The 21,408-nt window shown below is 71.3% G+C and carries 14 protein-coding genes and 1 pseudogene; 8 read left to right on the top strand and 7 right to left on the bottom strand.

The genetic code is table 11. From position 1 onward, the window contains the following. Nucleotides 1–11: 11 nt before the first annotated feature. On the top strand, nucleotides 12–512 hold the full coding sequence (locus OHS18_RS47105; RefSeq protein WP_328615205.1) for a hypothetical protein: 501 nt from the start codon (nucleotides 12–14) through the stop codon (nucleotides 510–512). Next, nucleotides 509–3,349 (top strand): M48 family metalloprotease, encoded by a 2,841-nt coding sequence (locus tag OHS18_RS47100; RefSeq protein WP_328615204.1) that lies wholly within the window; start codon nucleotides 509–511, stop codon nucleotides 3,347–3,349. Before OHS18_RS47105 ends, OHS18_RS47100 begins: the two co-directional genes overlap by 4 nt. A gap of 59 nt (nucleotides 3,350–3,408) precedes the next feature. Here the strand turns inward: OHS18_RS47100 and OHS18_RS47095 are convergent, their stop codons facing one another. Beyond that, nucleotides 3,409–4,347, bottom strand: coding sequence for an alpha/beta fold hydrolase (locus OHS18_RS47095; RefSeq protein ID WP_328615203.1), 939 nt, complete (start codon nucleotides 4,345–4,347; stop codon nucleotides 3,409–3,411). An 82-nt stretch (nucleotides 4,348–4,429) separates the two neighbouring features. Here OHS18_RS47095 and OHS18_RS47090 point away from each other — a divergent pair, with 82 nt between their 5' ends. Both OHS18_RS47090 and OHS18_RS48705 read left to right on the top strand, forming a co-directional pair. Continuing rightward, nucleotides 4,430–5,017 (top strand): TetR/AcrR family transcriptional regulator, encoded by a 588-nt coding sequence (locus OHS18_RS47090; RefSeq protein WP_328615202.1) that lies wholly within the window; start codon nucleotides 4,430–4,432, stop codon nucleotides 5,015–5,017. Nucleotides 5,018–5,094: 77 nt separating this feature from the next. Beyond that, nucleotides 5,095–5,187 (top strand): annotated as a pseudogene (locus tag OHS18_RS48705) (hypothetical protein); the annotation flags it as partial. A gap of 53 nt (nucleotides 5,188–5,240) precedes the next feature. Here the strand turns inward: OHS18_RS48705 and OHS18_RS47085 are convergent. The 4 genes from OHS18_RS47085 to OHS18_RS47070 all read right to left on the bottom strand — a co-directional run bounded on the left by OHS18_RS47085 (nucleotide 5,241) and on the right by OHS18_RS47070 (nucleotide 10,212). Continuing rightward, nucleotides 5,241–6,101, bottom strand: a complete 861-nt coding sequence (locus tag OHS18_RS47085; RefSeq protein WP_328615201.1) for an FAS1-like dehydratase domain-containing protein — start codon at nucleotides 6,099–6,101, stop codon at nucleotides 5,241–5,243. Continuing rightward, the gene (locus OHS18_RS47080; protein ID WP_328615200.1) at nucleotides 6,098–7,252 is read right to left on the bottom strand and encodes an acyl-CoA dehydrogenase family protein; all 1,155 of its coding nucleotides are present in this window, start codon (nucleotides 7,250–7,252) and stop codon (nucleotides 6,098–6,100) included. Before OHS18_RS47080 ends, OHS18_RS47085 begins: the two co-directional genes overlap by 4 nt. Before the next feature lie 288 nt (nucleotides 7,253–7,540). Continuing rightward, nucleotides 7,541–8,887: an alpha/beta hydrolase gene (locus OHS18_RS47075; protein ID WP_328615199.1), complete on the bottom strand. Its 1,347-nt coding sequence runs from the start codon at nucleotides 8,885–8,887 to the stop codon at nucleotides 7,541–7,543. Between the two features lie 23 nt (nucleotides 8,888–8,910). Continuing rightward, a complete protein-coding gene (locus OHS18_RS47070; protein WP_328615198.1) occupies nucleotides 8,911–10,212 on the bottom strand; it encodes an MFS transporter in 1,302 nt (433 codons plus the stop codon). A gap of 119 nt (nucleotides 10,213–10,331) precedes the next feature. Between OHS18_RS47070 and OHS18_RS47065 the strand changes: the two genes are divergently transcribed. After that, nucleotides 10,332–11,189: a PaaX family transcriptional regulator gene (locus OHS18_RS47065; protein ID WP_328615197.1), complete on the top strand. Its 858-nt coding sequence runs from the start codon at nucleotides 10,332–10,334 to the stop codon at nucleotides 11,187–11,189. Nucleotides 11,190–11,300: 111 nt separating this feature from the next. On the opposite strand, the gene OHS18_RS47060 is transcribed toward OHS18_RS47065, so the two are convergent. Continuing rightward, nucleotides 11,301–12,593: an MFS transporter gene (locus tag OHS18_RS47060; protein WP_328615196.1), complete on the bottom strand. Its 1,293-nt coding sequence runs from the start codon at nucleotides 12,591–12,593 to the stop codon at nucleotides 11,301–11,303. 187 nt (nucleotides 12,594–12,780) lie between these two features. Then, nucleotides 12,781–13,554, bottom strand: coding sequence for a hypothetical protein (locus tag OHS18_RS47055; protein ID WP_328615195.1), 774 nt, complete (start codon nucleotides 13,552–13,554; stop codon nucleotides 12,781–12,783). 413 nt (nucleotides 13,555–13,967) lie between these two features. Here OHS18_RS47055 and OHS18_RS47050 point away from each other — a divergent pair, with 413 nt between their 5' ends. The 3 genes from OHS18_RS47050 to OHS18_RS47040 are packed head-to-tail and all read left to right on the top strand — an operon-like array spanning nucleotide 13,968 to nucleotide 21,402. Then, nucleotides 13,968–14,885: a hypothetical protein gene (locus OHS18_RS47050; protein WP_328615194.1), complete on the top strand. Its 918-nt coding sequence runs from the start codon at nucleotides 13,968–13,970 to the stop codon at nucleotides 14,883–14,885. 5 nt (nucleotides 14,886–14,890) lie between these two features. Then, on the top strand, nucleotides 14,891–17,848 hold the full coding sequence (locus OHS18_RS47045; protein ID WP_328615193.1) for a hypothetical protein: 2,958 nt from the start codon (nucleotides 14,891–14,893) through the stop codon (nucleotides 17,846–17,848). Further along, nucleotides 17,845–21,402 (top strand): hypothetical protein, encoded by a 3,558-nt coding sequence (locus OHS18_RS47040; protein ID WP_328615192.1) that lies wholly within the window; start codon nucleotides 17,845–17,847, stop codon nucleotides 21,400–21,402. The genes OHS18_RS47045 and OHS18_RS47040 overlap by 4 nt, the downstream gene beginning before the upstream one ends. The last annotated feature ends 6 nt before the right edge of the window (nucleotides 21,403–21,408 follow it).

The following is a 21,408-nucleotide window of genomic DNA, read 5'->3' as shown; positions in this document are numbered from 1 at the left end:
CGGATGAACGGATGACAGAGATGGCCCGTCCGGAGGACGTCGGTCGCGAAGGGCGGACACGACCGCCCCGGATCGCGATCGACTTCGCAGACCTGGCACGGGAAGTCGTCGCCGAGGTAGCTCCCCAGCAGTTGCCCTACCTCGCGCTGGTGACTGCCGAGTGGACGAAGGGGAAGGACCCCCGCAAGCCCTCGACCGGTTGGTCCGGCGGCGAGGTCCGCTTCGGCGGACAAGGCTTTTCGGCGCTCGGCGACGTCATCCTCCCGTTGCTGACCGGGACCGCCGCGCAGGTGCTGGGCGCGGCGGGGTTCGCCGGTCTGCAGCGCCGGCGGTGGTGGCGCCGGCGCCCGCGGCCGGCCCAGCTCGTCCTGGACGTCGACCGGATCGGCGAGATCCGCGACGCGTGCCTCGAACACGGCGTGACACTCGGCCTGAACACGGCCGAGGCCACGCTGCTGAGCGACGCCGTGCTCGGTGTCCTGCGCCGGGCGGCGGACGGCGGACGCGGGTGAGCGCCCTCGTCCTGCCGGCCCCGGACGAGGCCGGGTACCGCTTGCGCGCCGTTTCTGCCCCGTCCCGCCTGTGGTGGGTTTACGTCCTGGTCACGCTCGCGCTGGCCGCCACCGGCGCGGGCGCCGCCGAGGCCCTGTTCGTCACGCACGACTTCGGCGACTACACCGCGGCGCAGACGTGCCTGGAGGACAACGGGATTTCGGTGTCGACCGCGAGGCCGCCGGTTTCGGCCGGCCCGGTCTACGACGCCTGCACGCGCGACTACGACCGGCGGCTCGCGTTCAGCAGCCTGGGCGGAGCCGCCGTGCTGCCCGTCGCGGCATGGCTGCTGATGGTCTCCGGTGGCCTGGGCACCCGACGGCGGCTGCGATCGCGGCGGCTCGCCGTCGTGCCGCCGGTCGACCTGGACCGGCTGACCGCGCGCTTCACGACGTTGTGCGACAGCCAGGGCTTGACCGGACGCCGACGGCCGCGGCTGGTGCTGGCCCCGCCCGCGACGGCCGTGACGGACGCGTTCACCACCGGCCTTCCGGGCGGCCGGCCGTGGGTCGTCGTGCCGCTGGCCTACGCCTACGCCGATCAGGCCGCGTTCGACGCCGTCGCGCTCCACGAACTGGGCCACGTGCGCAGCCGGGACGTGCTGTGGGCCTCGGCCGTCTGGTGGGCCGGCTGGCTGACCCTGCCCGCGCTGGTCCTGGCCCTGATCCCGATCCTGGGCCTGCCCGCGCAGATGTGGGACTTCTACGGCGGATCACTGATCATCGCCGCGGTCACCGCCGTCTCGCTGCTCGTCGTCCGCGCCGCGCTCCTGCGCCGGCGCGAACTCGCCGCGGACCGGCACGCGGCGGACGCGATGGGCGACCCGGCCGCCACGGCCGTCGCCCTCGGCACCGGTGCCCGCCCGGTTTCGTGGGCGAGCCGGGTGTTCGCCACGCACCCGCCGGTGTCGGACCGGCTCAAGCCCGACGGTCGCGACGGGCGGTGGGAGGGCGGTTTCGTCTTCACCGCCGCCGCCGGCATCGTGGCGATGCTGACCTACCACGGCGTGTACGCCGTGCTCGCCAACCTGCTCGGCTTCGTCGACTCGGATCCGCGGCTGTCCGCCGACGTGGCGCTGGCCGTGGCGGCGCTGCTCTGGACCTCGGTCGTGCTGCCCGCGTGGACCCGCCGGGCGGCGCTGCCCGAGCTCGGCTGGGCGGGCTCCCGGGCCGGCGCGGTGCTCGGGCTGGTCGCCGGATTCTGCCTGCAGGCGCCGGGTGCGAGCGCGGCGATCACCGACTTCTTCGCGCCGCAACGGCCATTGCTGGTCCTCGCCATGACGCTGGCCGTGTTCGCGGTCAGCGTGCTCGCCTCCGCGGTCGCGATTCGCCTCGCCCTACCCGAGGACAGCGCCCCGCGCCGGCGGCTGAGCAGGTTCGGCGCGTCCGTCGCCGTGGTGGTCGCCACGACCGCGGCCGTCAGCGGGACGGCGTCTTCGGTGACGACCTATCTCCTCTTCCCCGATCCGGCGACGGCTCGCGGTTACGTCGCGGGGCTCGGCAGCGATCGTGCGTGGCAGTACGCCCCGGCGCTGATCCTGGCCGGGCTCGCGCTCCTCACCCTGCGGCAGCGGTGGCGCCGGCCCCGGCCGGTGGTCGTGGCGGTGATCGTGGTGACGGCGGTGACCGGCGGAGCCGCCGCGGCGCTGTCCTGGCTCCTGCGCGTGCAGGACGGCCAAGCCGACGGGGTCCGGTACCTCCTGGCCTACCAGCGGTGGTGGATCTGCGCGTTCGCCGGCCTGGTCGCATCCGTGGCCGTCGTGCTCGCGAACCGGCGTCGCGGCGCGACCCTGGCCGGGGTGCCGGCGGCGCTGGTGAGCGGGCTGCTGGCCACCACCGGCGCCGGTGCGCTCCAGTACACGACCGTCCGGTTCGCCGGGTACGCCAAGGAGTCGACGCTCTTCGAGCAGTCCGTGCAGCTGCCCGGCTGGCTCCTGCTGGTCACGCTGATCGGCACGCTCCCGTTGACCTCGCTGCTCGTGTTCGCCTGGGCTCGCCGGACACCCCGGCGCGGGACGGCGCCGTGGGCCGTGAGCGCCGGGGCCGCCACCGTCCTGCTCGCCGCGCTCCTGGTCGACGGGAGACTCACGGCGGTGACCGTCGCCGAGCAGGACTACGAAGCCGGCCAGGCCGTCCTCGCCCTGGCCGCACCGCCGCCGGCTCCGGTCGCACCGGCGACCGCGGCGGACCACGGCCGCCCGCTGGACGAACCGGCCGCCACGGCGGCGCTCTCCCGGCTGAAGGCCGTTCTCCCGCCCGACGCGGAACTCGAAGACAACACGCCTTCGACGTCACCGACGCTGACCCCACCGGCGTGCGACGCCGCGGCCAAGAAGCTCAGCACCACCGAGGAGGCCCTGCCCCGGACCGCCGACGTCGAGCGCACCTACAAGTTCGCGGCGGCCGGCACGGTCGGCGGCGGGCACGTGACGGCGTCGGTCACGTCCTACACCGGCATCGAGGACCTGTTCTCCGCGACGGACGACGAACTGCGCGCGTGCGGGCATTACCGCACCCCGCAGGAGAACTACGACGGCGGGCACCTGGACGGCGTCATCACGGCGGGACCGGTACCCCCGCTGCCCTACCCCGCTCGCAAGCGCGAATACGCACTGACCGGGCGGTTCCACGGGAAGCCCGCGACCGTCGTCATCCGGGACTGCGTCGTCCACATCGGACACAACGTAATCGGCGTCCAGGTCTTCGGGGGCTACCTCCGGAATCCGTCGCAGGCCGAGCTGGAGCGCTTCGACCGGCTCCTGACGGGCCTGGTGACCGAACTCGCCGGAGCGCTCTGAGCACGAGCGGCGCAACCTCGGGACGGCCCCCTCGCCCGGCGAGACTCCCTGTGAGTCTGTCAGCCGTGCGACGCGCCCGCTTCCGTTTTGCCGGCGAGGAAGTCCTCCAGGATCTCGGTGAACCGTGCCGGCTGCTCCTCGGCGACGTAGTGCCCGCAGTCGTCGAGGACCACCCCGGTGACGTCGTCGGCCGCCAGCCGCATCGTCTCGGCGGCCAGCGTGCCGCTGTACTGCGCGCCGCCGATGGCGAGCACCGGCAGCGTCAGCCGGGTCTTCCTGCGCTGCTCGTTCTGCGCGATCGTCTCGTCCAGGGCCCGGTAGTACGCGAAGCTCGCCCGCAGCCCGCGAGGATCCGAGACGATCGCGTCGACGTAGACGTCGACGGCGTAGGCGGGGATCGCGGCCGGGGTGGCGCCCTTGGTGGCGAACTGGTGGCCGAAGAAGAGCGGCTCCCGCCCCCGGACGAGCTCCTCGTTGAGGCCGGTGAGCCGGTTGAAGCCGAAGTGCCAGAGCCGCTGGTTGACCGCGGCCGTGCTGAAGACCGACGGGGTCGGCGTGAGACCGGGGATGATCGCGTCGACGACGGCGAGCCGGCCCACCCGCTCGGGGTGATCGGCGGCGAGGGCGTAGCCGGTCCACATGCCGATGTCGTGTCCGACCACGTCGAACCGGTCGTGCCCGAGTGCGGCCATCAGCGCGACCAGATCGGCGGCCAGCGTGCCGGCGTCGTACCCGTCGCCGGGTTTGTCGGACAGCCCGGCGCCGCGCGAGTCGACGGCGACGACGGTGTGCGCACGGGCGAGCGCGGGCATCACCTCACGCCAGGCGTACCAGGTCTGCGGCCAGCCGCCGACCAGCAGCAGCGGCGGGCCGTCCCCGCCGGTGACCGCGTGCAGCCGCAGCCCGTCCAGCTCCACGAGCCGGCTGGTGAAGACGTCGGTGAACCCTTCGGGCAGCCGCAGCGAGCTCAAGTGTGTCGTGCCGGCGGCCGGGCTCATCTTGGAACGATCGGTGCAACTTGTCATGCGGCCACCATACGCATCTTGAAACGATCGGTGCAAGATGTGTAGGCTGCCGGACATGGCGGGCCGCAAGCAATTCGACGTGGACGAGGCGTTGCGACGCGCGATGCACGTTTTCTGGCGCTGGGGCTATTCGGAGGCCTCGATCGACCGCCTGACCGAGGGCACGGGCCTGGGTCGCAGCTCGCTGTACAGCACTTTCGGCGACAAGAGCACCCTCTTCCGGGAGGCCCTCCAGCGGTACGCGCAGACCTACCACCCGCTGTACGACCGGGCGCTGTCCGGCCCCCACCCGAGCCCGAGCGCCGTCGTGGCCGCCTACCTGCGGGTCACCCTGAACCGCATCGCCGACCCGACGGTCCCGGACGGCTGCCTGCTCACGATGTCGGCAGCGCAGTTCCCGGCCCTCGACACGGAGGGCCAGGCCATGGTCCGCGCCATGATCGACGGCCTGCGGGCGATGCTGGAGCAGGCGTTGCTGGCGGCGGGGGCCGACGAGCAGGAGGCGGCGGAGCTGGCGTTGTGCGCGCTGGCGACGAACAAATCCCTGGCGGTGCTGAGCCGCGCCGGCTTCTCGAACGACGACCTGGCAACGGTTGCCGCAGGCGCCGCTCGCATCCCCGGGAGCCAGCACCCGCTCCCTTGAGCAACACGATCGGCTTCCGTCCCGCCCACACCGCCCGGCGACGCTCACCCCGAGCAGCATCACGAGGATGACCACCAGTGGCGGGGACTGCGCCAGCTTGTCCACTGTGGACTTCACGGCGCACCCCGGTGGCCGACTCGGCCGGAGTGGTCGCCGCCGTCGGCGACGGTGTCACCCAGCTCCGCGTCGGCGACCGCGTCACCTCGCACTTCTACGTTTCCTCCTACGCGAGAGTCGCGCTGCCGGTGATCGCCCTGGCTCCGCCGTCGACGGTGCCGGAGAGAGCGAGTTTGCCGTCCTCGCGGCGGCCGTGGGTCAGGACGGTCGCGCCGGAGAACACCGGGCTCGAGAGGCGGTAGTCGAACGAGGCCACCGGCCGGTCGGTGTGGCGGCGGGGGATCTCCAGCAGCAGCAAGGCGAGCAGCGGGCCGTGCACGACCAGGCCGGGATAGCCCTCGACCTCGGTGACGTAAGGCTGGTCGTAGTGGATCCGGTGGGTGTTGTAGGTCAGCGCGCTGAACCGGAACAACTGCCGCGGCCCGGTCGGGGTGCTGATCTTCCAGTCGTGGGGCGGCTCGCCGGCGGGTACCGGCGTCGCCAGCTGCCGCTGCTGCCCGGCGGGCTGGGAGCGGTAGACGACTTCCTGGTGCTCGGTGAGCAGGAGCTCGTCACCGCGCCGGTATTCGTACCGGACGGTCACGAACACCATCTGCCCGCTCCGGCCGTCCTTGACCGCGACCCCGGCCAGTTCGCTGCGGCGGTCGATCCGGTCGCCGACGAGGATCGGCGAGTGCACCTGGAGGCGGCCGCCGGCGATCATGCGGCGCCGGTGCGGGATCGGTGGCATGAACCGCCCTTCGGCCGGGTGCCCGTCCTCGCCGAGCGCGGACTGGGCGGTCGGCTCGAGGAAGTGGAACCAGTGCCACAGCGGGGGCAACGGTTCGTGCGGCCGCGCTGCGGGGCCGGGAAGATCGAGCAGCGCGGAAAACGCCGTCGTCGGCCACGGACCGATCACCTCGGAGGTTTCCACGGGCTCGGGCTGCCAGCCGGTGACCGCGTCATGGAGGTCGACCGTCGTCGTCACCGCAGACCCCCACGGGAGACGAGCTGCCGGACGATGACGTTCTGCTGGATCTCGTTGGTGCCTTCGCCGACGATCATCAGCGGCGCGTCGCGGAAGTAGCGTTCGACGTCGAATTCGGTGGAGTAGCCGTACCCGCCGTGGACGCGGAGCGCGTCCAGCGCGACCTCCATCGCGGTTTCGGAGCAGAACAGCTTCGCCATCCCGGCTTCCAGGTCGGCGCGCTCACCGGCGTCGTACCGGCGGGCCGCGTGCAGGAGCAGCTGGCGCGCGGCGGTCAGTTTGGTGGCCATCGTGGCGAGGTGGTTGCCGACGGACTGGTGCTTCCAGATCGGCTTGCCGAACGACTCGCGTTCCTGGGCGTAGCGCAGGGCGTCGTCGAACGCGGCCCGGGCGACCCCGGTGGCGCGGGCGGCGACCTGGATGCGGCCGACCTCCAGTCCGCGCATCATCTGCGCGAAGCCCTGGCCTTCGGTTTCGCCCAGCAGCGCGGTTTCGGGCACGTGGCAGTCGTCGAAGGTGATTTCGCAGCTTTCGACGCCCTTGTAGCCGAGCTTGGGCAGGTCCTTGGAGACGGTGAAGCCGGGGACCTTCTCCACCAGCAGGATGCTGATGCCCTTGTGGGTGGGCTCGGCCTGCGGGTCGGTCTTGCACAGCAGGGCGACGAGGCCGGAGCGGCGGGCGTTGCTGATCCAGGTCTTGGTGCCGTTGATGACGTACTCGCCGTTGTCCTTGCGCGCGGTGGTGCGCAGGGCCTGCAGGTCCGAGCCGCCCCCGGGCTCGGTCAGGGCCATGGTCGCGCGGACCTCACCGGTGGCCATGCGCGGCAGGTAGCGCTGCTTCTGGTCCTCGGTACCGTAAGTGAGGATCAGCTTCGCCACGACGGTGTGGCCGCCCATGGCGCCGGCGAGGCTCATCCAGCCGCGGGCCAGCTCTTCGGTGACCATCGCGTAGCACTGGGTGGAGACCTGCAGGTCGCCGTAGGGTTCGGGGATGGCCAGCCCGTAGACGCCGAGCTGCTTCATCTGCTCGATGAGCTGCTCGGGGTAGGTGTCGGCGTGTTCGAGCTCGCGCGCGGCGGGGCGCACGTCGCGGTCGACGAAGTCGCGGACGGTGTCCACGATGGCCTGCTCGACGTCATCCAGCTGGTCCATGGCTTTCTCCTCGGTGGTGGGTTTCGAGCCGCCGGCGGGCGCGGTCGACGACGGGCTTGTCGCCCCCGACCTCACCCTGCGCACGGAACCCGCGCACCAGGAAGCCTTCGTCCACCAGGAAAACACCCGGACGGTGGGCCAGCGGAACCCCGGTCGAGGTCACGGTCGGTGCCCCGTTCGCCTGGGCCGCCGAGCAGCAGCGTCCACCGTACGTCGAGTTCGCCGTTTCGCTGACCTGAGCCCACCCGCGAGCCACCCAGGCCGATGGCGATGCCCTCGTCGGGACACTCACCCGTCTCGGCGTCCGCCCTCGATGCCACTTCCATGGACCTTGGCGTTGCTGACCGCGCCGACGAGATGAGGAACCTCGAACCGCACGTAGCGCCCGGTTCCAGCGGCCGCGTTGAGCCGCTCGGGTTCGGCACCACGGCCCCAGCGGCCGGTCGAGACGCGGGCTTCGAGCGCGTGTAACGCGGCGATCGTCTCCGCGGGCTGGAACGCGCAGTGCCCGGCGCCCTGGACGAACGCCTGCCGCAGCAGGTGCCCGGTCCCCGCCGCGGCCACCCGCCGCGCGTACCAGTTCTCCTGCTCCACGGGCACAAGCTGGTCCGCGACGGTGTGGATGGCCAGCTCGGGCACCCGCAGGCGTCCGGTCGGCACGGACGTCCGGGTGAGCGTGGCCACGGCACCCGGGTCGGCCGTGATGTCCGCGTCACGGCTCAGCTTCGCCAGGTCGGCATCGAGGTTCAACCCCGCACGCCGGTAGAGCGTCCGAACCTGCTGGGCGTGGCTGCTGCCGCCGAACAGCGCCCGGTAGTCGGTGCCGCGCGTCGCCGCGCTGTTCCCGCCCGCGGCGAGCTCGATCTGGTAGCGGCCCGTCATGACGAAGCCGAGCACGAACCCGGCCAGCGTTTGTTCCTGCTGTGCCTCTTGGGTTTCGTAGTCCCGGGGCGCGGGCGGCACGGCGCCGGTGTACCAGGTGGGCACGTTCGTCAACGCGGCGGCGAGCGCGATCCGGGCCCGGCCGGCCGGGGTGGCCTGGGCGTCGCTCGTGACCTCCGACAGGGTCGCGGCCGCGGCGGCGGCCTCGTCCTGGCTGCCGTAGCGGACCAGCTTGATCGCCTGCTCGGGAGCGAGCAGGTGCGACAGGGCGTACTCGCCGTGGAGCTGGTAGTCGTCGAGGTTGAGCGCACCCGCGACCAGCCCGCAGGTCGTCAGCGCGCCGTCGATCCGGTGGTGGGGGTCCTCCGCCTCCCGGGCGCTGACCAGTCCGCCCATCGACGTCCCCCACGCGATGGTGCGCTTCGCCGCGCCGATTTTCGCCTCGAGCGCGGCCAGCGCGCCGAACTGGTCGCCGACCGCGGACTCCAGCGCCCACCACGACGGCCCCGAGTAGGACGAGCCGACGAGGGCGTAGCCGCCGGCCAGGAGTGCCGTCGCGGTCGCCGCGTCCGGGGCATCCTGCGCGACGAGCGGCCCGAAACCGTGGCTGTAGAGGATGATCGTGCCGTTCCACGACTCCGGTACGTCCGCCACCCAGGTCGCGCCGCCGGGCAGCTGTCCGGTGTGGTGCCCGGCTTCGGTGGCGTCCGCGGCCGGCGCCAGGCCCACCACCAGGAGCGTCGTGATCGTCAAGGAGACCAAACCGGAACGCCATTTCATCGTTCGGCCCCCACCGCTCCCGCCTCGGCTGGATCAGCCAGGTCGACCCGGTTGCTTTCGCGCAGTACCAGCACGCACAGCACCGTGACGAGGCAGCAGGCCGCGATCACCGCGGAGATCACGCCGGTGCCCGTCCCGGCCAGAGCCGCGAACACCACGGGCGCGATGCCCGCGCCGAGCCCGGCGATCTGGTAGCCGAGCGACGCGCCGGTGTAGCGGGTGCGAGTGGAGAACAGCTCCGTGCACAGGGCGGCCAGCGGCCCGTACATCGCCGGGTGCGCGACCGATTGGCCGAGCACGACCGCGAGGGTCAGCAGAACCGCCGAGCCGCTGTCGATCAGGGGGAAGAGCAGGAACCCGACGATGCCGGTGGCCACCGCCCCGGCGATGACGACCGGGCGGCGTCCGACGCGGTCGGACAGCGCCGAGTAGCCGACGATGGCGAACACCGCGCCGACCGAGGACACCGTGATCGCGTTGAGCACGGTCTGGCGCGGAAATCCCGCGTGGACGGCGTAGGCAAGCACGTATGTGGTGAGCGTGCCTTGGGCGACGAAGGCACCGAAGCCCACGCCGATCGCCAGCAGCAAGTTCTTCGGGTGGCGGCGCAACACCTCGAGCAGCGGGGTGCCTGCCCGCCTGGAGGAGGCGGCGAAGACCGGGGTCTCGTCCACCTTCAGCCGGACGAACAGGCCGATGGCCAGCAGGACGACGCTGAGCAGGAACGGCACGCGCCAGCCCCACGCGAGGAACTGCGCGTCGGTGGTCACCGCGCCCATGAGGGTGAGCAGCAGGGTGGAGACCACCATCCCGCTGGGCGCGCCGGCGTTGGTGAAGCCGGCCCACAGCCCGCGGCGGCTGGTCGCGTGCTCGGCCGACATCAGCACCGCGCCACCCCACTCGCCGCCGACGGCGATGCCCTGCAGCACGCGCAGCACGATCAGCAGCACCGGCGCCCACACGCCGATCTGCGCGTAGGTGGGCAGGACGCCGATCAGCGTGCTGGCGACGCCCATCATCGTCATCGTGATCACGAGCATCCGCTTGCGCCCCAGCAGATCACCGAAGTGCCCGAAGACGATCCCCCCGATCGGGCGCGCCAGGTAGCCGGTGGTGAAGGTGCCCAGGCTGGCGATCGTGCCGATCGCCGGATCCAGGTTCGAGAAGAAGACCTTGTTGAACACCACCGCCGAGGCGGTGGCGTAGAGCAGGAAGTCGTAGTACTCGATCACGCTGCCGAAGTAGCTGGAGAACACCGCGCGGCGCAGCTGCGCGCGCGACCGGAGGTTTTCTGCCATCGCGTGTCCTGCCTCGTCGCCGACCCGCGTGACCCGCGTCACGCCGCGACGAACGTTAAGCACTTCGGTAACTACCGTCAATACTCTGCCCAACATCAAGCCGGGCTTATGCTCACGAAGTGACCGACCTGGCCATCCCCGCCGCCGCCGAAGAGCTCGGCGCCGACGCACCGCGTCCCCAGACGCTGCTGCTCACCTTCTTCGGCGGCCACATCCTCGACCGCGGGATCCACGTCGCCACCTCGAGCGTGCTCGACGTGCTGGAGCGTGCCGGGATCTCCGAGCACGCCACCCGCTCCACGCTCAGCCGCATGGCCCGGCGCGGCCTGCTGCACCGGGTGCGCCGCGGCCGGCACGTCTACGTCGGGCTGACCGACCGGTCGCGGGCGATCCTGCACGACGGCGAGCAGCGCATCTGGCGGGCCGGGGCGGTCAACCGGCAGTGGGACGGCACCTGGACCCTGCTCGGGTTCTCGATGCCCGAGTCCTGGCAGCGCCAGCGGCACGCCCTGCGCTCACGCCTGCTCTGGGCGGGGTTCGGCAGCTTGCAGGGCGGGTTGTGGATCGCACCGGGGCACGTCGACACGGTCCCGCTGCTCGACGGCCTCGACGCCCACGGCCACGTGCGGGTGTTCCAGGCCCGCACGCTGCCGCCCACCGAGGTCGCCGAGATCGTCCGGGAAGCCTGGGACACCGACCGGCTGGCCGAGCACTACCGGGCGTTCCTGTCCCGCTGGCAGGACCCGGAAGCCCAGGCGCCGGACCGCCTCGCCCGCGACCTGCTCCTGGAGTCCGACTGGCTGCAGACCATCCGCACCGACCCGCGCCTGCCCCGCGAACACCTGCCCGGCGACTGGCCGGCCGAATCCGCGCAGGAGCTGTTCTACGCTCTGAGCGCCGAGCTGAAGCCCGCCGCTCGCGCCATCGCGGCCGGCCTCCTCGACACGATCACCGACAAACAGGCCGACGAGCACTGACCCCGCCAAGGTTGGCCGACGGACCGCCTGTCCATCCATGTGATACAGAGTCCTGAGTAGACGCATTGGTCGACCGCCGCCGGGGAACGGTACACCGCGTTCGGCGGGACGTCAGTTGTCCGCTGCTGCAGGTTCGCCGGACTGCAGTGGTGCGCGGTTCATGGTCCGCATAGCGGGCAACAAGACCGGCGCAGTGGTGGCGGCCAGGAAGATCACCGCGAAGGCGAGAAGGGTGGTGCGCAGGCCGGTGGCTTCGATGAGACTGCCCGCCAGGAGCGGGCCGACGGGAGTGCCGATCCAGGCGCCGGCCTTGAGGGCACCGAGTGTGCGGGCGCGCAGCTGGGGTGGGATGCGTTCGTAGAGCACGGCGTTGAGGATCGGATTGAGTCCTCCGGTGCCGAGCCCGGCGATGAACGCGACGATCAGCGCGAGTGGCAGCGTGTGGGTCAGGGCGAGGACGAGAGACAGCGGGGCACCGGCGATGAGTACCCCGATCGTGAACACGACCCGCCTGGGAAGTCTCGGCCCCAGCCAGGCGGCGACGAGTGCGCCGATGATGGCGCCGGCACCGAGCGCGCCGGCGATCAGGCCGAGTGCCTGGGGCCGGTGCAGGTGATCGCGGACCCAGACCGGTATGAGGACGGCGTTGATGCCCTGGTCGAGCAGGTTGGTCACCGCGATCATGGCGGCGAGCGCGAGCAGCAACCGGCTGGTGCGGATGAACCGCACACCCTCGTTGAGGTCTGCCAGGTACTGCCGTGTGCTCAGTCGCCGTTGCAGCTGTTGCGGCTGAGCGGCTACGGGGACGAGCAGGGCGACGAGTGCCGCGGCGAGCGCGAAGCTGATGCCGTCGACGAGCACGACCGTCGGTGCGCCGAGGACGGTGACCAGGATCCCGGCCGCCGAGGCGCCCACGAACAGGCCGGTCTGGCTCACGCTCCCGTGCAGCCCGGCGGCACGTTCCAGGGGTACTGCCCCGAGACCCGCGGTGCCGGGCACCAGGACCTGCCCAGCGCAGTCGGCGAGGCCCCGAACCGCCCCGGCGGCGGCCACCAAGCCGGCGAGCGCGCCCAAAGGGAGAAGGTCGATGGCGTAAAGCGCCGGAATGGCGCTGATCGCGACGGCTGCCGCGGCGTTGCCCAGCACGTAGATCCGCCGGGCGCCGACTCGATCGACCAGCGGTCCGCCGAGTGCCTGCATCGCAACATACGGTGCCATCTCGGCGAAGGCGATCATGCCGGTGCGGGTGGCACTGCCGGTCGAGGTGAGCACCAGCCACGGGATCGCCAACGCCGACATCGACGTGCCCAGCACCGAGATGAGCTGAGCGGCCAACAGGCCGGTCAACGGCCGCCGCGACAGGCTCTCCGCCATGACCTCGCGACGATGAAACTCCGGATCCATTAGATCCCCCCTGGCTACGGACGTCGACTTTACTGAAGGGCGAGAGGAGCCGGTTCGGGCCGGCCTTCACCATTGCCCGACCTCTTCGAACGCGTGCAGCAAGTCGTCGACGCCCTTTTCGCGAACGCCCTCATCCGGCCCGCGACAGCCAACCGACGATCGCCGGCCGTGAACGGGACCCAGGTCCTCACGACGAAGGGGCGAGGGCCTGGCAGAGGGAGGTGGGGAACTTCGGCTCGACGGCCAGGATTTCGCCGCAGCCGCCGCCGTTCGCCGAGGCGAAACTCGCCCACCCGTTGCCCGCCCAGCGGTAGGCGACCCGATTCGCGGGCTGGCCGGCGTGCCGCTGCAGGTCGTGGATCAGCCAGTTCCGGTCGCACGCCCGCGTGGTGCCCGGGTACTCGGCCTCCGCGCTGAACTCCGCCTGCGCGACCCACGCCGGGTCGCAGTGGTCCGCGGGCGGTTCGCAACCGAGGATCTTGTCGCACTTCTTCCAGCCGCCGGCCACCAGCCCCCAGGCGTCCCCGACGTTGACGATCACCGGACGCTTCCCGATCGGTGCCGCCGTCTTCATCGGGAAATCGGCCGAGACCTGTTTGCAGTCCGGATCGTCCTTGGGCCGGAACAGGACATCGGCGTCGATCCTGTTGGCGGCCTCTTCGACCTGGATGTGCGGTCCGACGGCACAACCGGGCAGGTCGACGTGCAGTACCGCACTGTGGTCGTCCGGGCCCGGCCGGATGTCGGTGACCCACGCCGACATGTCCGCCGGAGGAGCCGGCGCGGGCGGCGAGTCCGGAGTGGTGGCCGGCGGCGTGGTGGCCGGGGTGGTCACCGGCGTGGTTTCCGGGGTGGCGGCGCTGCGGTAGGGGATGTTCAGCGCCAACAGCAGCCAGAACCCGAGCCCACCGACGGCGAGCAACCCGAAGGTCCAGAGGACGGGCCTGACGAATCTCGACATCGAACGACGTTCTCCCACCATCGGCTGTACCGCCATCGTCGAACTCGCACGCTGGTGGGTCAACCCATTCGGCTATTGCTGAAACCGGACGCCGACGCCGGTATCGATCACGCTTCCCCGTGCGAATTCGGCCTGACAGCACCGAGCTCGAGACCGAACGGACGTGCCCCGGCCGGATCTCTGCTCCTCGGATCGCGGTCGCGTCGCGAGGTGCTACCGGCCCGGCACCCGCGTGCCGGCCGCACTGCAACCCGGCAGCTCAAGTGGAAGACGACCAAGGTCACCGCGGCCGTCGAGCTGTAAGTGCCAGCGGCCGGACTTGCGACCCGGTCATCAGGGCTGGCCCTGATGACCGGGTCGCTTCCGCGGACCACGCTGATGCCCATGGTTCACCGGGTCGAAGGAGCGCGACGATGTCCCCTGGCTACCTGACCGGTGCCGACTTCCGGTTCCTCGGGCAACCCATGCGGCCCGGCCAAGGGGTCAATCCCGTGCTGGCCGAGGTGCTGACCGCGGTCGAGGCCGATCTGGCCGGCAGCGACAGCTCGCTGACCGAATCGATCGTCGGCTGGCGCTCCAGGAACGGCCTTCACGCCTCCGGCTCCGCCGTGGACCTCAACGTCACCCAGATCCCCTACATCGTCACGCGCACCGGATCGACGCTCGGCGGGGAAGCCGCCGCCGAAGGACAGCAGGCGATGCGACAACGCGCTGTCGAGGTGTACGACCGCGCGGTCGCGTTCTTCATCGGGACCGGGCAACGGGCCGACGTGAGCATCCGGGTGCACGACAGCATCGAGGTCACCTACGACCGGTTCCGGCTGGTGTCCGACGCACTCGTGTTCTACCTGTCGTGGGCGGTGTCGGCCGTACCGGTCGAGGTGAACCGGCCCCCGATACCCGGCGTCGAAACCCTGGGCGACTTCGACCCGGCGTTCGACCGGATCGATCCCGCCCGCGAACTGGCGCGGCCCCGTGACGAGGCGATCGCGGGGATCGCCGCTCTGTTCGCCGACCCGGACTGGGCGGCGCTGCACTCCGGCCTGCCGACACCGGAGGCACAGTACTTCCAGATGCTGCGCGACTACGAACTCGTCCGCATCCCGATGCTGTACGGCAACCCCGCGAACCCGGTCACCAAAACCCGCAACCCCGCTCACGGTTTCCTGCAGCTCAGCCGCGAACTGGTCTGCTCGATGATCAACACCGGCAACCGGGTGCTGGGAAAACGCGGCAAGATGCGCTGGGGAGCGAGCGACTTCGAGGCCCACCAAAGCGGCGACGTGATGCACTTCGACCTCGGCACGCACGCCGGCTTCGCCCCGGAGTGACCACAATGGACGCGAAATTCCTCCTGATCCGCGGAACCGACCACGTGGTGCTCGGAGTGTCGTGGCGCGGCCTCGACCTCGTCGACGGCCCCGCGCTCGAAGCCGGCCCGGACGCCGAGCTCACCTTGACGTTCCCGCCCCAGCACATCGCCGAGCAGGTCGTCGACGACGCTCCACCGCCCTGGTACGGGTTCTACGACCACCTCGGCGCCCGCCTGGCCAACCCGAGCCAGGTGACCGTCGAGATCACGCGTTCCGCCCTGATCCCCCTGACCGCGGAAGGGATCCTGGAGGCGGTGCGCGGCGCGAAGGTCGCGTCCGCCGAGACCAGGATCGAGATGCCGTGGCGGCTGGTCCTGAGCCCCGAAGCGGGAGCCGGACGGGTCACCTGCGAGCACGACTCTTCCGCGCCGGGCGATCGAGCCGGGATGTGGCGGACCTCGTTGGAGGGCGACGTGGTGGTGCTGCGATCGCTCGACCAGGCTGCCGCCGAGAGCCCTGACCCGAACTTCCGGCCGTCGCTGGCGCAGTACCAGCGCAGCCAGATCCACCGATACGCATCCGCGACGCCCGCGCGGTGCCACCAGCTCGAGCTGAGCAGCCTCGGCGGCTCGTTGTCGGTCAACTCGACGTGGCCGGCATTGGGCTGGGAACACCTGGTCCACCTCGGACGAGACGTGCGGGTGCGGACCGTGTCGTCCTGCTACCTCTATCCCTTCGGACATCGGGTCGACTACCTCGAGGTGACCGAACGGGCCTACCTGCCGTGGACACCGTCGATCATGGCGCTCAGGCAGACCCGGACGATCGTGGTCACCGAGCCGGTCCGGAAACGGCCCGCCGACCCGCAGCTCGCACGGCTGTTTCCGTTCTCCGAAGTCGAAATCGTCGAGCGAATCGTGAGCGGCCTGGACCCTGCTGCCACCACGACCATTCCACGGCCGGGCCCCGGGCACGACGCGCTGGCCGCGGACCTCGCCCGGAAGACGGCGGAATTCGCGGCCGCCGAACAAGCCGCCATCGATGCGCTGTACGGACCCGGCCTCACCGCCGGGGACTTCGCTCCGGCCGGCATCGACGAAGTCCTGCACATCGGCGAAATCGGGCCGGACGGCCCGATCGAGCCCATCGCCCAGGTCCAGGTCTGGCTGGGACTGCGCGACGACATCGGCTATCTGCAGGAACTGCTGGACGGCGCCACGCAGCAGGTGCCGTTGTACTTCTGGCCGACCCGAGCCGGGGGCACCACCCCGTACCTCTTCCACATCCGCTGCTGGGGCGGCCAGGGCGATCTCCACCTGCGAATGCCGCTCATGGTGGTCTTCGACGATCAGTACAGCGAGGACGCGGCACTTCCGGCTTTCCACACGGTGACCTCCACGGAGGCTCTGGTCGCGCTGGAACGGGCGTGGGCGGCGGCGAAGGCCGGAGAGGTCACGCTGCCCGGCGTACCCGTCGACTTGCTGGGCGAAGGTGTCGCGACGGACGCGCACGAAGTGATCCGGCTGAATGTGACGGGCTCCGGTTACCGGTCGTCGTTCGCCCCCGCACTCGGCCCGGTCGCGGCGTCCGCCGCGGACGCCTGGGCAGCGGAGGTCCGGCTACCTGCCGTCCGCGCGTTGCTCGGCGACGACACGAGGACCTTCTTGGCCTACAGTGCCGAGTTCCGTCAGCTCGGCGCCGCGACCGACATCGCGTTGCGGATCGTACCCGGCTCCCCGGGCGTGAAGGTCGATTTCGCCGGACGCAGTTCGGACTCCGGTGGTCTCATCGCGCCGCAGCTGGCGGCGGACGCGATCTCCCGCAAGCACGGCTTGGTGCAGAGCGCAGCGGTCGTGGCAGGCGGGTTCGTCCCCAGCCGGGTCATGGGCGCCGATGCGACGTTGCTCGGTGTCCCGCTCACCACGCTGCTCGACGACCGGACCAGCCTGAGCGCTCCGCCGGCCATCACCCAGGCCCTGGTCGACGGCCAACCTCCCCAGGTGCGGCTGGAGTGGCTGGGCGTGCCGCTGAAGACGTCGGCGCCGTTCGTGTCCGCCGGCACCACCCTGAACCTGTCGGTTGTCCACGGGTACGGCGAGACCACCACTACATGCTCGCTGACCGCATTCGAACTGCACCTTCCGGCCACCGGCGAGACGCTGCTCGAGCTCGGCTTCACCTCCCTCGGGTTCACCCGGCGACCGGAACGCGAGCCCACCCTCGACGTCGGCCGGATCACGGCGAAGTTCACCGGTCTGCTCTCCCTGCTGCAAGAACTGCAGAACAAAGTGCGGCTGGGTGACGCCACACCCCGGGTGACCGTGACCCCGGCGAGCATCGTCGCCGGCTTCAGCCTCCCCGTGCCTTCGGTGGCGTGCGGAGTGTTCGCGTTGCGCAACATCGTTTTCGCCGCCGCGGTCGAGGTGCCGTTCGACGGCCGTCCCGTCGCCATGACACTGGCGTTCGCCAGCCGGGCGAATCCGTTCAACCTCAGCGTGCTGATGTTCGGCGGCGGCGGTTACCTCGAGATGACCGTGGACAGCCGCGGGCTGCAGCGGTTGGAGGCGTCCCTGGAGTTCGGCGCGTCGCTCACCGTCGACTTCGGCATCGCCTCGGCCGAGGTGCACGCGATGGGCGGCATCCGGTACCTGATGGACGCCGCCGGGGTGCACCTGACCGGCTTCCTGCGCCTCGGCGGCTCGGTGGACCTGCTCGGCCTGATCTCCGTCTCGGTCGAGGTCCGGCTGGAGCTGACCTACGACATCGGCCGCAACCGGATGGTGGGCCGGGCGAGTCTGGTGATCGAGATCGATCTCACGTTCTATTCCGACTCCGTCCAGCTGGACAGCGGCGAATGGGAGTTCATCGGCGGTGGCGATCCCGCACGAAAACCCTCGGCCTTGTTCGCGGCCGCACCGCAAGAGCCCGCTGCCGAGACCTGGCGCCGGTACCGCGCGAAGTTCGCCGGGGTGACCCGATGAGCGAACTGATCTTCATCGCCGTGCCGGGCGCCCGGCCGGGCAAGCTGCGCGTCGTGGTCCTCCCCCGGCTGCAGGAGCCGCCGGCGCACAACGGGATGAGTGACTGGCCGAAGTCGGCCGCCGAGGCGGTGTTCACCGTCGAAGTGCAGCTGCCGACCGGGCAGGTCCGGACCATCCGGCACACCAAGACCGCCACGGGGCAGTCCGACGTCTGGCGATCCGCGTTCGCCGATGCCGCCGTCACCGCCCCGGCCCCGCCGCCGGTCTACGACCCGCCCACGGTCATCCCGACATCGCGCGACGCGGCCAAGGTCGTGACGTCGTTCGCGGCGTCGGCCGAAGCGCTCTCGACACCCGGGGACGAGGCACAGACCGTCGTACAGCAGACGATCCGGACCTGGGACGATCCTGAACCGGTCCCCCCGCCGGCTCCGGTGGACGGCTCAGCGCCACAGCGGACTTCGCCGACGCTGGATTTCCACCGCACGATCGACCACCTGCGTGAGCACCCCACGGTCTTGCGGGCGCTGGGACTGATCCTCGAACTCGACCTCGCGGTCGATCCGGCCGACACCGGCTCCTTGCCGCGCTCGGCCCGGCAGAACCCGTGTCTGATCAGGGTGACTTGGCCCCAGCCGCTCGTCGTCCCGGCGATCACGTCACCGTGGACGGCCTACGAGTTCGACGGCGACCTGTTCGTCCCGCACGCCGCCGGTGACATCCGCGACGGGCTGCTGGACCTCGACGGCGCGCCGGCGTCGGCCCCGTCCGGTGCCGGCGGCGAACACGCCTGGGAGTTCGCGACCTTCGACGTGGACGGCGGCGCGGGCAAGCTGCGGGACGCGGCCAGGGCGTCGACCGGGCAAAGTGGCGCCGCCACGATGCCGAGCTTGCGGTCGGCCGGGCTGGTGCTGCTGCACCGCGACCGCGCGGCCCACTTCGATCGGCGGGTCCGCAACGCTCGCGCCAACGCCGGCCTGGGCACCCTCGCCGACGGGACCCCGTTGACGGCCGAGGACCTCGTCCTGGGCTACCGGGTGGACGTCAAACCCCACGGCGAAGGCGACTGGTGGTCGCTGTCGCAGCGCACCGGGACCTACCTGGTCGCGGACCAGGTGATCGAACCGGAGGGCGGCGTCGAGGAGGGCCACCTCAAGGCGAACGCAGCCACCATCGACGACACGCGGCCGGGTGCCGCCGGCACCACCCCGCACCTGCGGACCGACGAGGTCGTGGCGCGGTGGAACGGGTGGAGCCTCGTCACGCCGAGGCCGTCCATGGACCGGTCCGGTGATCGGCAGGACCTGCGCCGCGCCCGGTCGCTGCCGTTCACCTTCGACTGGGACCTCCGCCCGCCGGACGGCTCACTGCCGCCCCTGCGCTTCGGCGCGGACTACCGGATACGCGTGCGTGTCGCCGACCTCGGCGGCGGCGGCATCGAAGCCGGCGCCGGGGACAACGACGGCGCGTCGGACCTGATCGGGTACGCACGTTTCGAGCCCGTGCCACCGCCGCGGATGCCGCCCCCTCCCGGGCTCGTCGACGATGACGGCGTCGTCGACTCCTCGATGCTCGGTCACGGAGGCGCCATCGACGTCTTGGTCGTGCGCAGCGATCCGGCCGGCACGGGGGGCGCCGGCCGGGTGTACCCGGTCGACGACGAACGCGAGCTCCTCCCACCCGCGACCACGTTCGAGATCGCCGAACAGCACGGCACACTGGACGAAGCCGACGACGCGACCTGGGAACGGGCCGCGCGCGCGATGCACCTGACTCCGGACGGTGTTCCCGCCATCGAGTCGGACGAGCCCGTCGAGCCGTTGCCCGACCCCGCCGCCGCAGGGGTTTCGGTGTTCCTCCACGACATCGACGCCCCGGCAGGTGAAGGACAGCTCGCGGACGAAACGTGGGGAGTGTGGCCCACCGCCGAGGTGAAGCGGCTCAAGCTCGTCGCCGGGAACCCGGGAGGGGAACCGGAACTGGCGTTCGACGACGGCGTGGCGGTCGTGACGTTGCCGCCCGCGGGGGAAGCGACCGTCGAGGTGTCGTCGTACGTGAAGCGCGACGACCTGTCCGACTTCGCGATCAAGACCTACCTGCCCTCCGTCGGTGAGGACCTGGCCGTCCGGGGTCGCCATCCCATGCTCACCCCGGCCCGGACCGTCAAGCTCGTGCACGCGGTTCGGCGGCCGCTGCGCGCCCCCGCCGGGGAGATCACCGTGTCGCGGGCCGCGAGCGAGACCGGCGCCGTGGTGGTGCCTCCCCCCGGCGCGGCGCTGCTGGGGATCGATCCCGCGAGCACCGCACAGCTCGACGTCTACGCGACCTGGTCGGAGCTCGTCGACAACCCCGCCAACAGCGAGCCCTCCGAGGAAGACCGCGTCGTGCTCGTCCGATCGGTGGTGATCGGACGCACCGACACCGGCCTTCCTCAGCTCCGGCACGACTTCGGGGACACCAAACACCGCGTGGTCACGTACCGGGTGACGGCCACGAGCAGGTTCGTCCGGTACTACGACGAGCCGGACGCCCACGCCGGGTTCGTCGCGGAGTCGACACTGCCGCAGCCTGCGGTGCGGAGTACGGCCCGGCCGTTGCCACCCACTGTGCTCAGCGTGCTCCCGGCGTTCTCGTGGGAGGGACGGGACGTCGAGGTGCTCGGCCGCGAACCGGGTTCGCAACTGACGCGGAAGCGGCTGGGCGGCCGGGTGCGGATCGAGCTGGGCCGGCCGTGGTTCTCCAGCGGCCGTGACGAGATGCTTGCGGTGCTCACCCGCCCGGACGCGCCGGCGGGTGACCCGTCCGCGAACCTTCAGCCGTACTACACGGAAATGGCCCGCGACCCCATCTACGACGCCCTGCTGCGGGGCTTCACCACGTCCGACCCCATAGCGGAGGCCCATTGGCTGCCGGCGCAGTCCGTCGTGGACGCGGACCGGCCGCCGGCGCCGGTCCGGCTGACCGAGGTGACCGGCGCGGGTGCCGTGGCCGTGCCCTACGCGGTGCGGTACGAGAACTCGACGTGCTTCGCGGACATCGTCCTCAACGGGATCAACACGCAGACGTACTCCCCGATGATCCGGCTGGCCCTGGCCCGTTACCAGGCGGCCAGCCTCGCCGGACTCGAGCTGTCAGCCGTGGTGAAAACGGACCCGGTACCGGTGCTGCCCGACCGCTCGCTGACGATCGAGCGGCTGCTCACCGGTGTCCGGGTGACGCTCTCCGGACTGGGCCCGGCAAACGGCTTCGGCCGGACGAACCGTGTCGATGCGGTTCTCGAACGCCGGGCCCCGGCGCCCGGCCGGGTCGACCTCGCCGCGATCGGGGCGGACCCGGCAGGCGTTCCGGCCTGGGTGCGGGTGCACACCGTGACCGGCGGCCTGGACACCGCGCTGCCCGTGCTCCCGGTTCCCGACGACGTCGGCATGTACCGGGTGTACATCCGCGAGGTGGAACGGTTCTTCATCGACGACAGCGGCATCGTGCGAGAACCACACCCGGGCGGCGAACTGAGCGAACGCGTGGTCTTCGCGGACACGGTCGCATTGCGGTAGGCGGCT

It is taken from the genome of Amycolatopsis sp. NBC_00355 (assembly GCF_036104975.1).
Classification (GTDB): Bacteria; Actinomycetota; Actinomycetes; order Mycobacteriales; family Pseudonocardiaceae; genus Amycolatopsis.
The sequence above is the reverse complement of the archived record's forward strand: the minus strand, read 5'-3'. Positions and strand labels throughout refer to the sequence as shown.

Bases quoted from the DNA above. Each gene is read 5' to 3' on its own strand.
- OHS18_RS47080 (WP_328615200.1), bottom strand. From the start codon at position 7,252: ATGGACCAGCTGGATGACGTCGAGCAGGCCATCGTGGACACCGTCCGC.
- OHS18_RS47105 (WP_328615205.1), top strand. From the start codon at position 12: ATGACAGAGATGGCCCGTCCGGAGGACGTCGGTCGCGAAGGGCGGACA.
- OHS18_RS47060 (WP_328615196.1), bottom strand. From the start codon at position 12,593: ATGGATCCGGAGTTTCATCGTCGCGAGGTCATGGCGGAGAGCCTGTCG.
- OHS18_RS47040 (WP_328615192.1), top strand. From the start codon at position 17,845: ATGAGCGAACTGATCTTCATCGCCGTGCCGGGCGCCCGGCCGGGCAAG.
- OHS18_RS47090 (WP_328615202.1), top strand. From the start codon at position 4,430: ATGGCGGGCCGCAAGCAATTCGACGTGGACGAGGCGTTGCGACGCGCG.
- OHS18_RS47045 (WP_328615193.1), top strand. From the start codon at position 14,891: ATGGACGCGAAATTCCTCCTGATCCGCGGAACCGACCACGTGGTGCTC.
- OHS18_RS47070 (WP_328615198.1), bottom strand. From the start codon at position 10,212: ATGGCAGAAAACCTCCGGTCGCGCGCGCAGCTGCGCCGCGCGGTGTTC.
- OHS18_RS47055 (WP_328615195.1), bottom strand. From the start codon at position 13,554: ATGTCGAGATTCGTCAGGCCCGTCCTCTGGACCTTCGGGTTGCTCGCC.
- OHS18_RS47095 (WP_328615203.1), bottom strand. From the start codon at position 4,347: ATGAGCCCGGCCGCCGGCACGACACACTTGAGCTCGCTGCGGCTGCCC.
- OHS18_RS47050 (WP_328615194.1), top strand. From the start codon at position 13,968: ATGTCCCCTGGCTACCTGACCGGTGCCGACTTCCGGTTCCTCGGGCAA.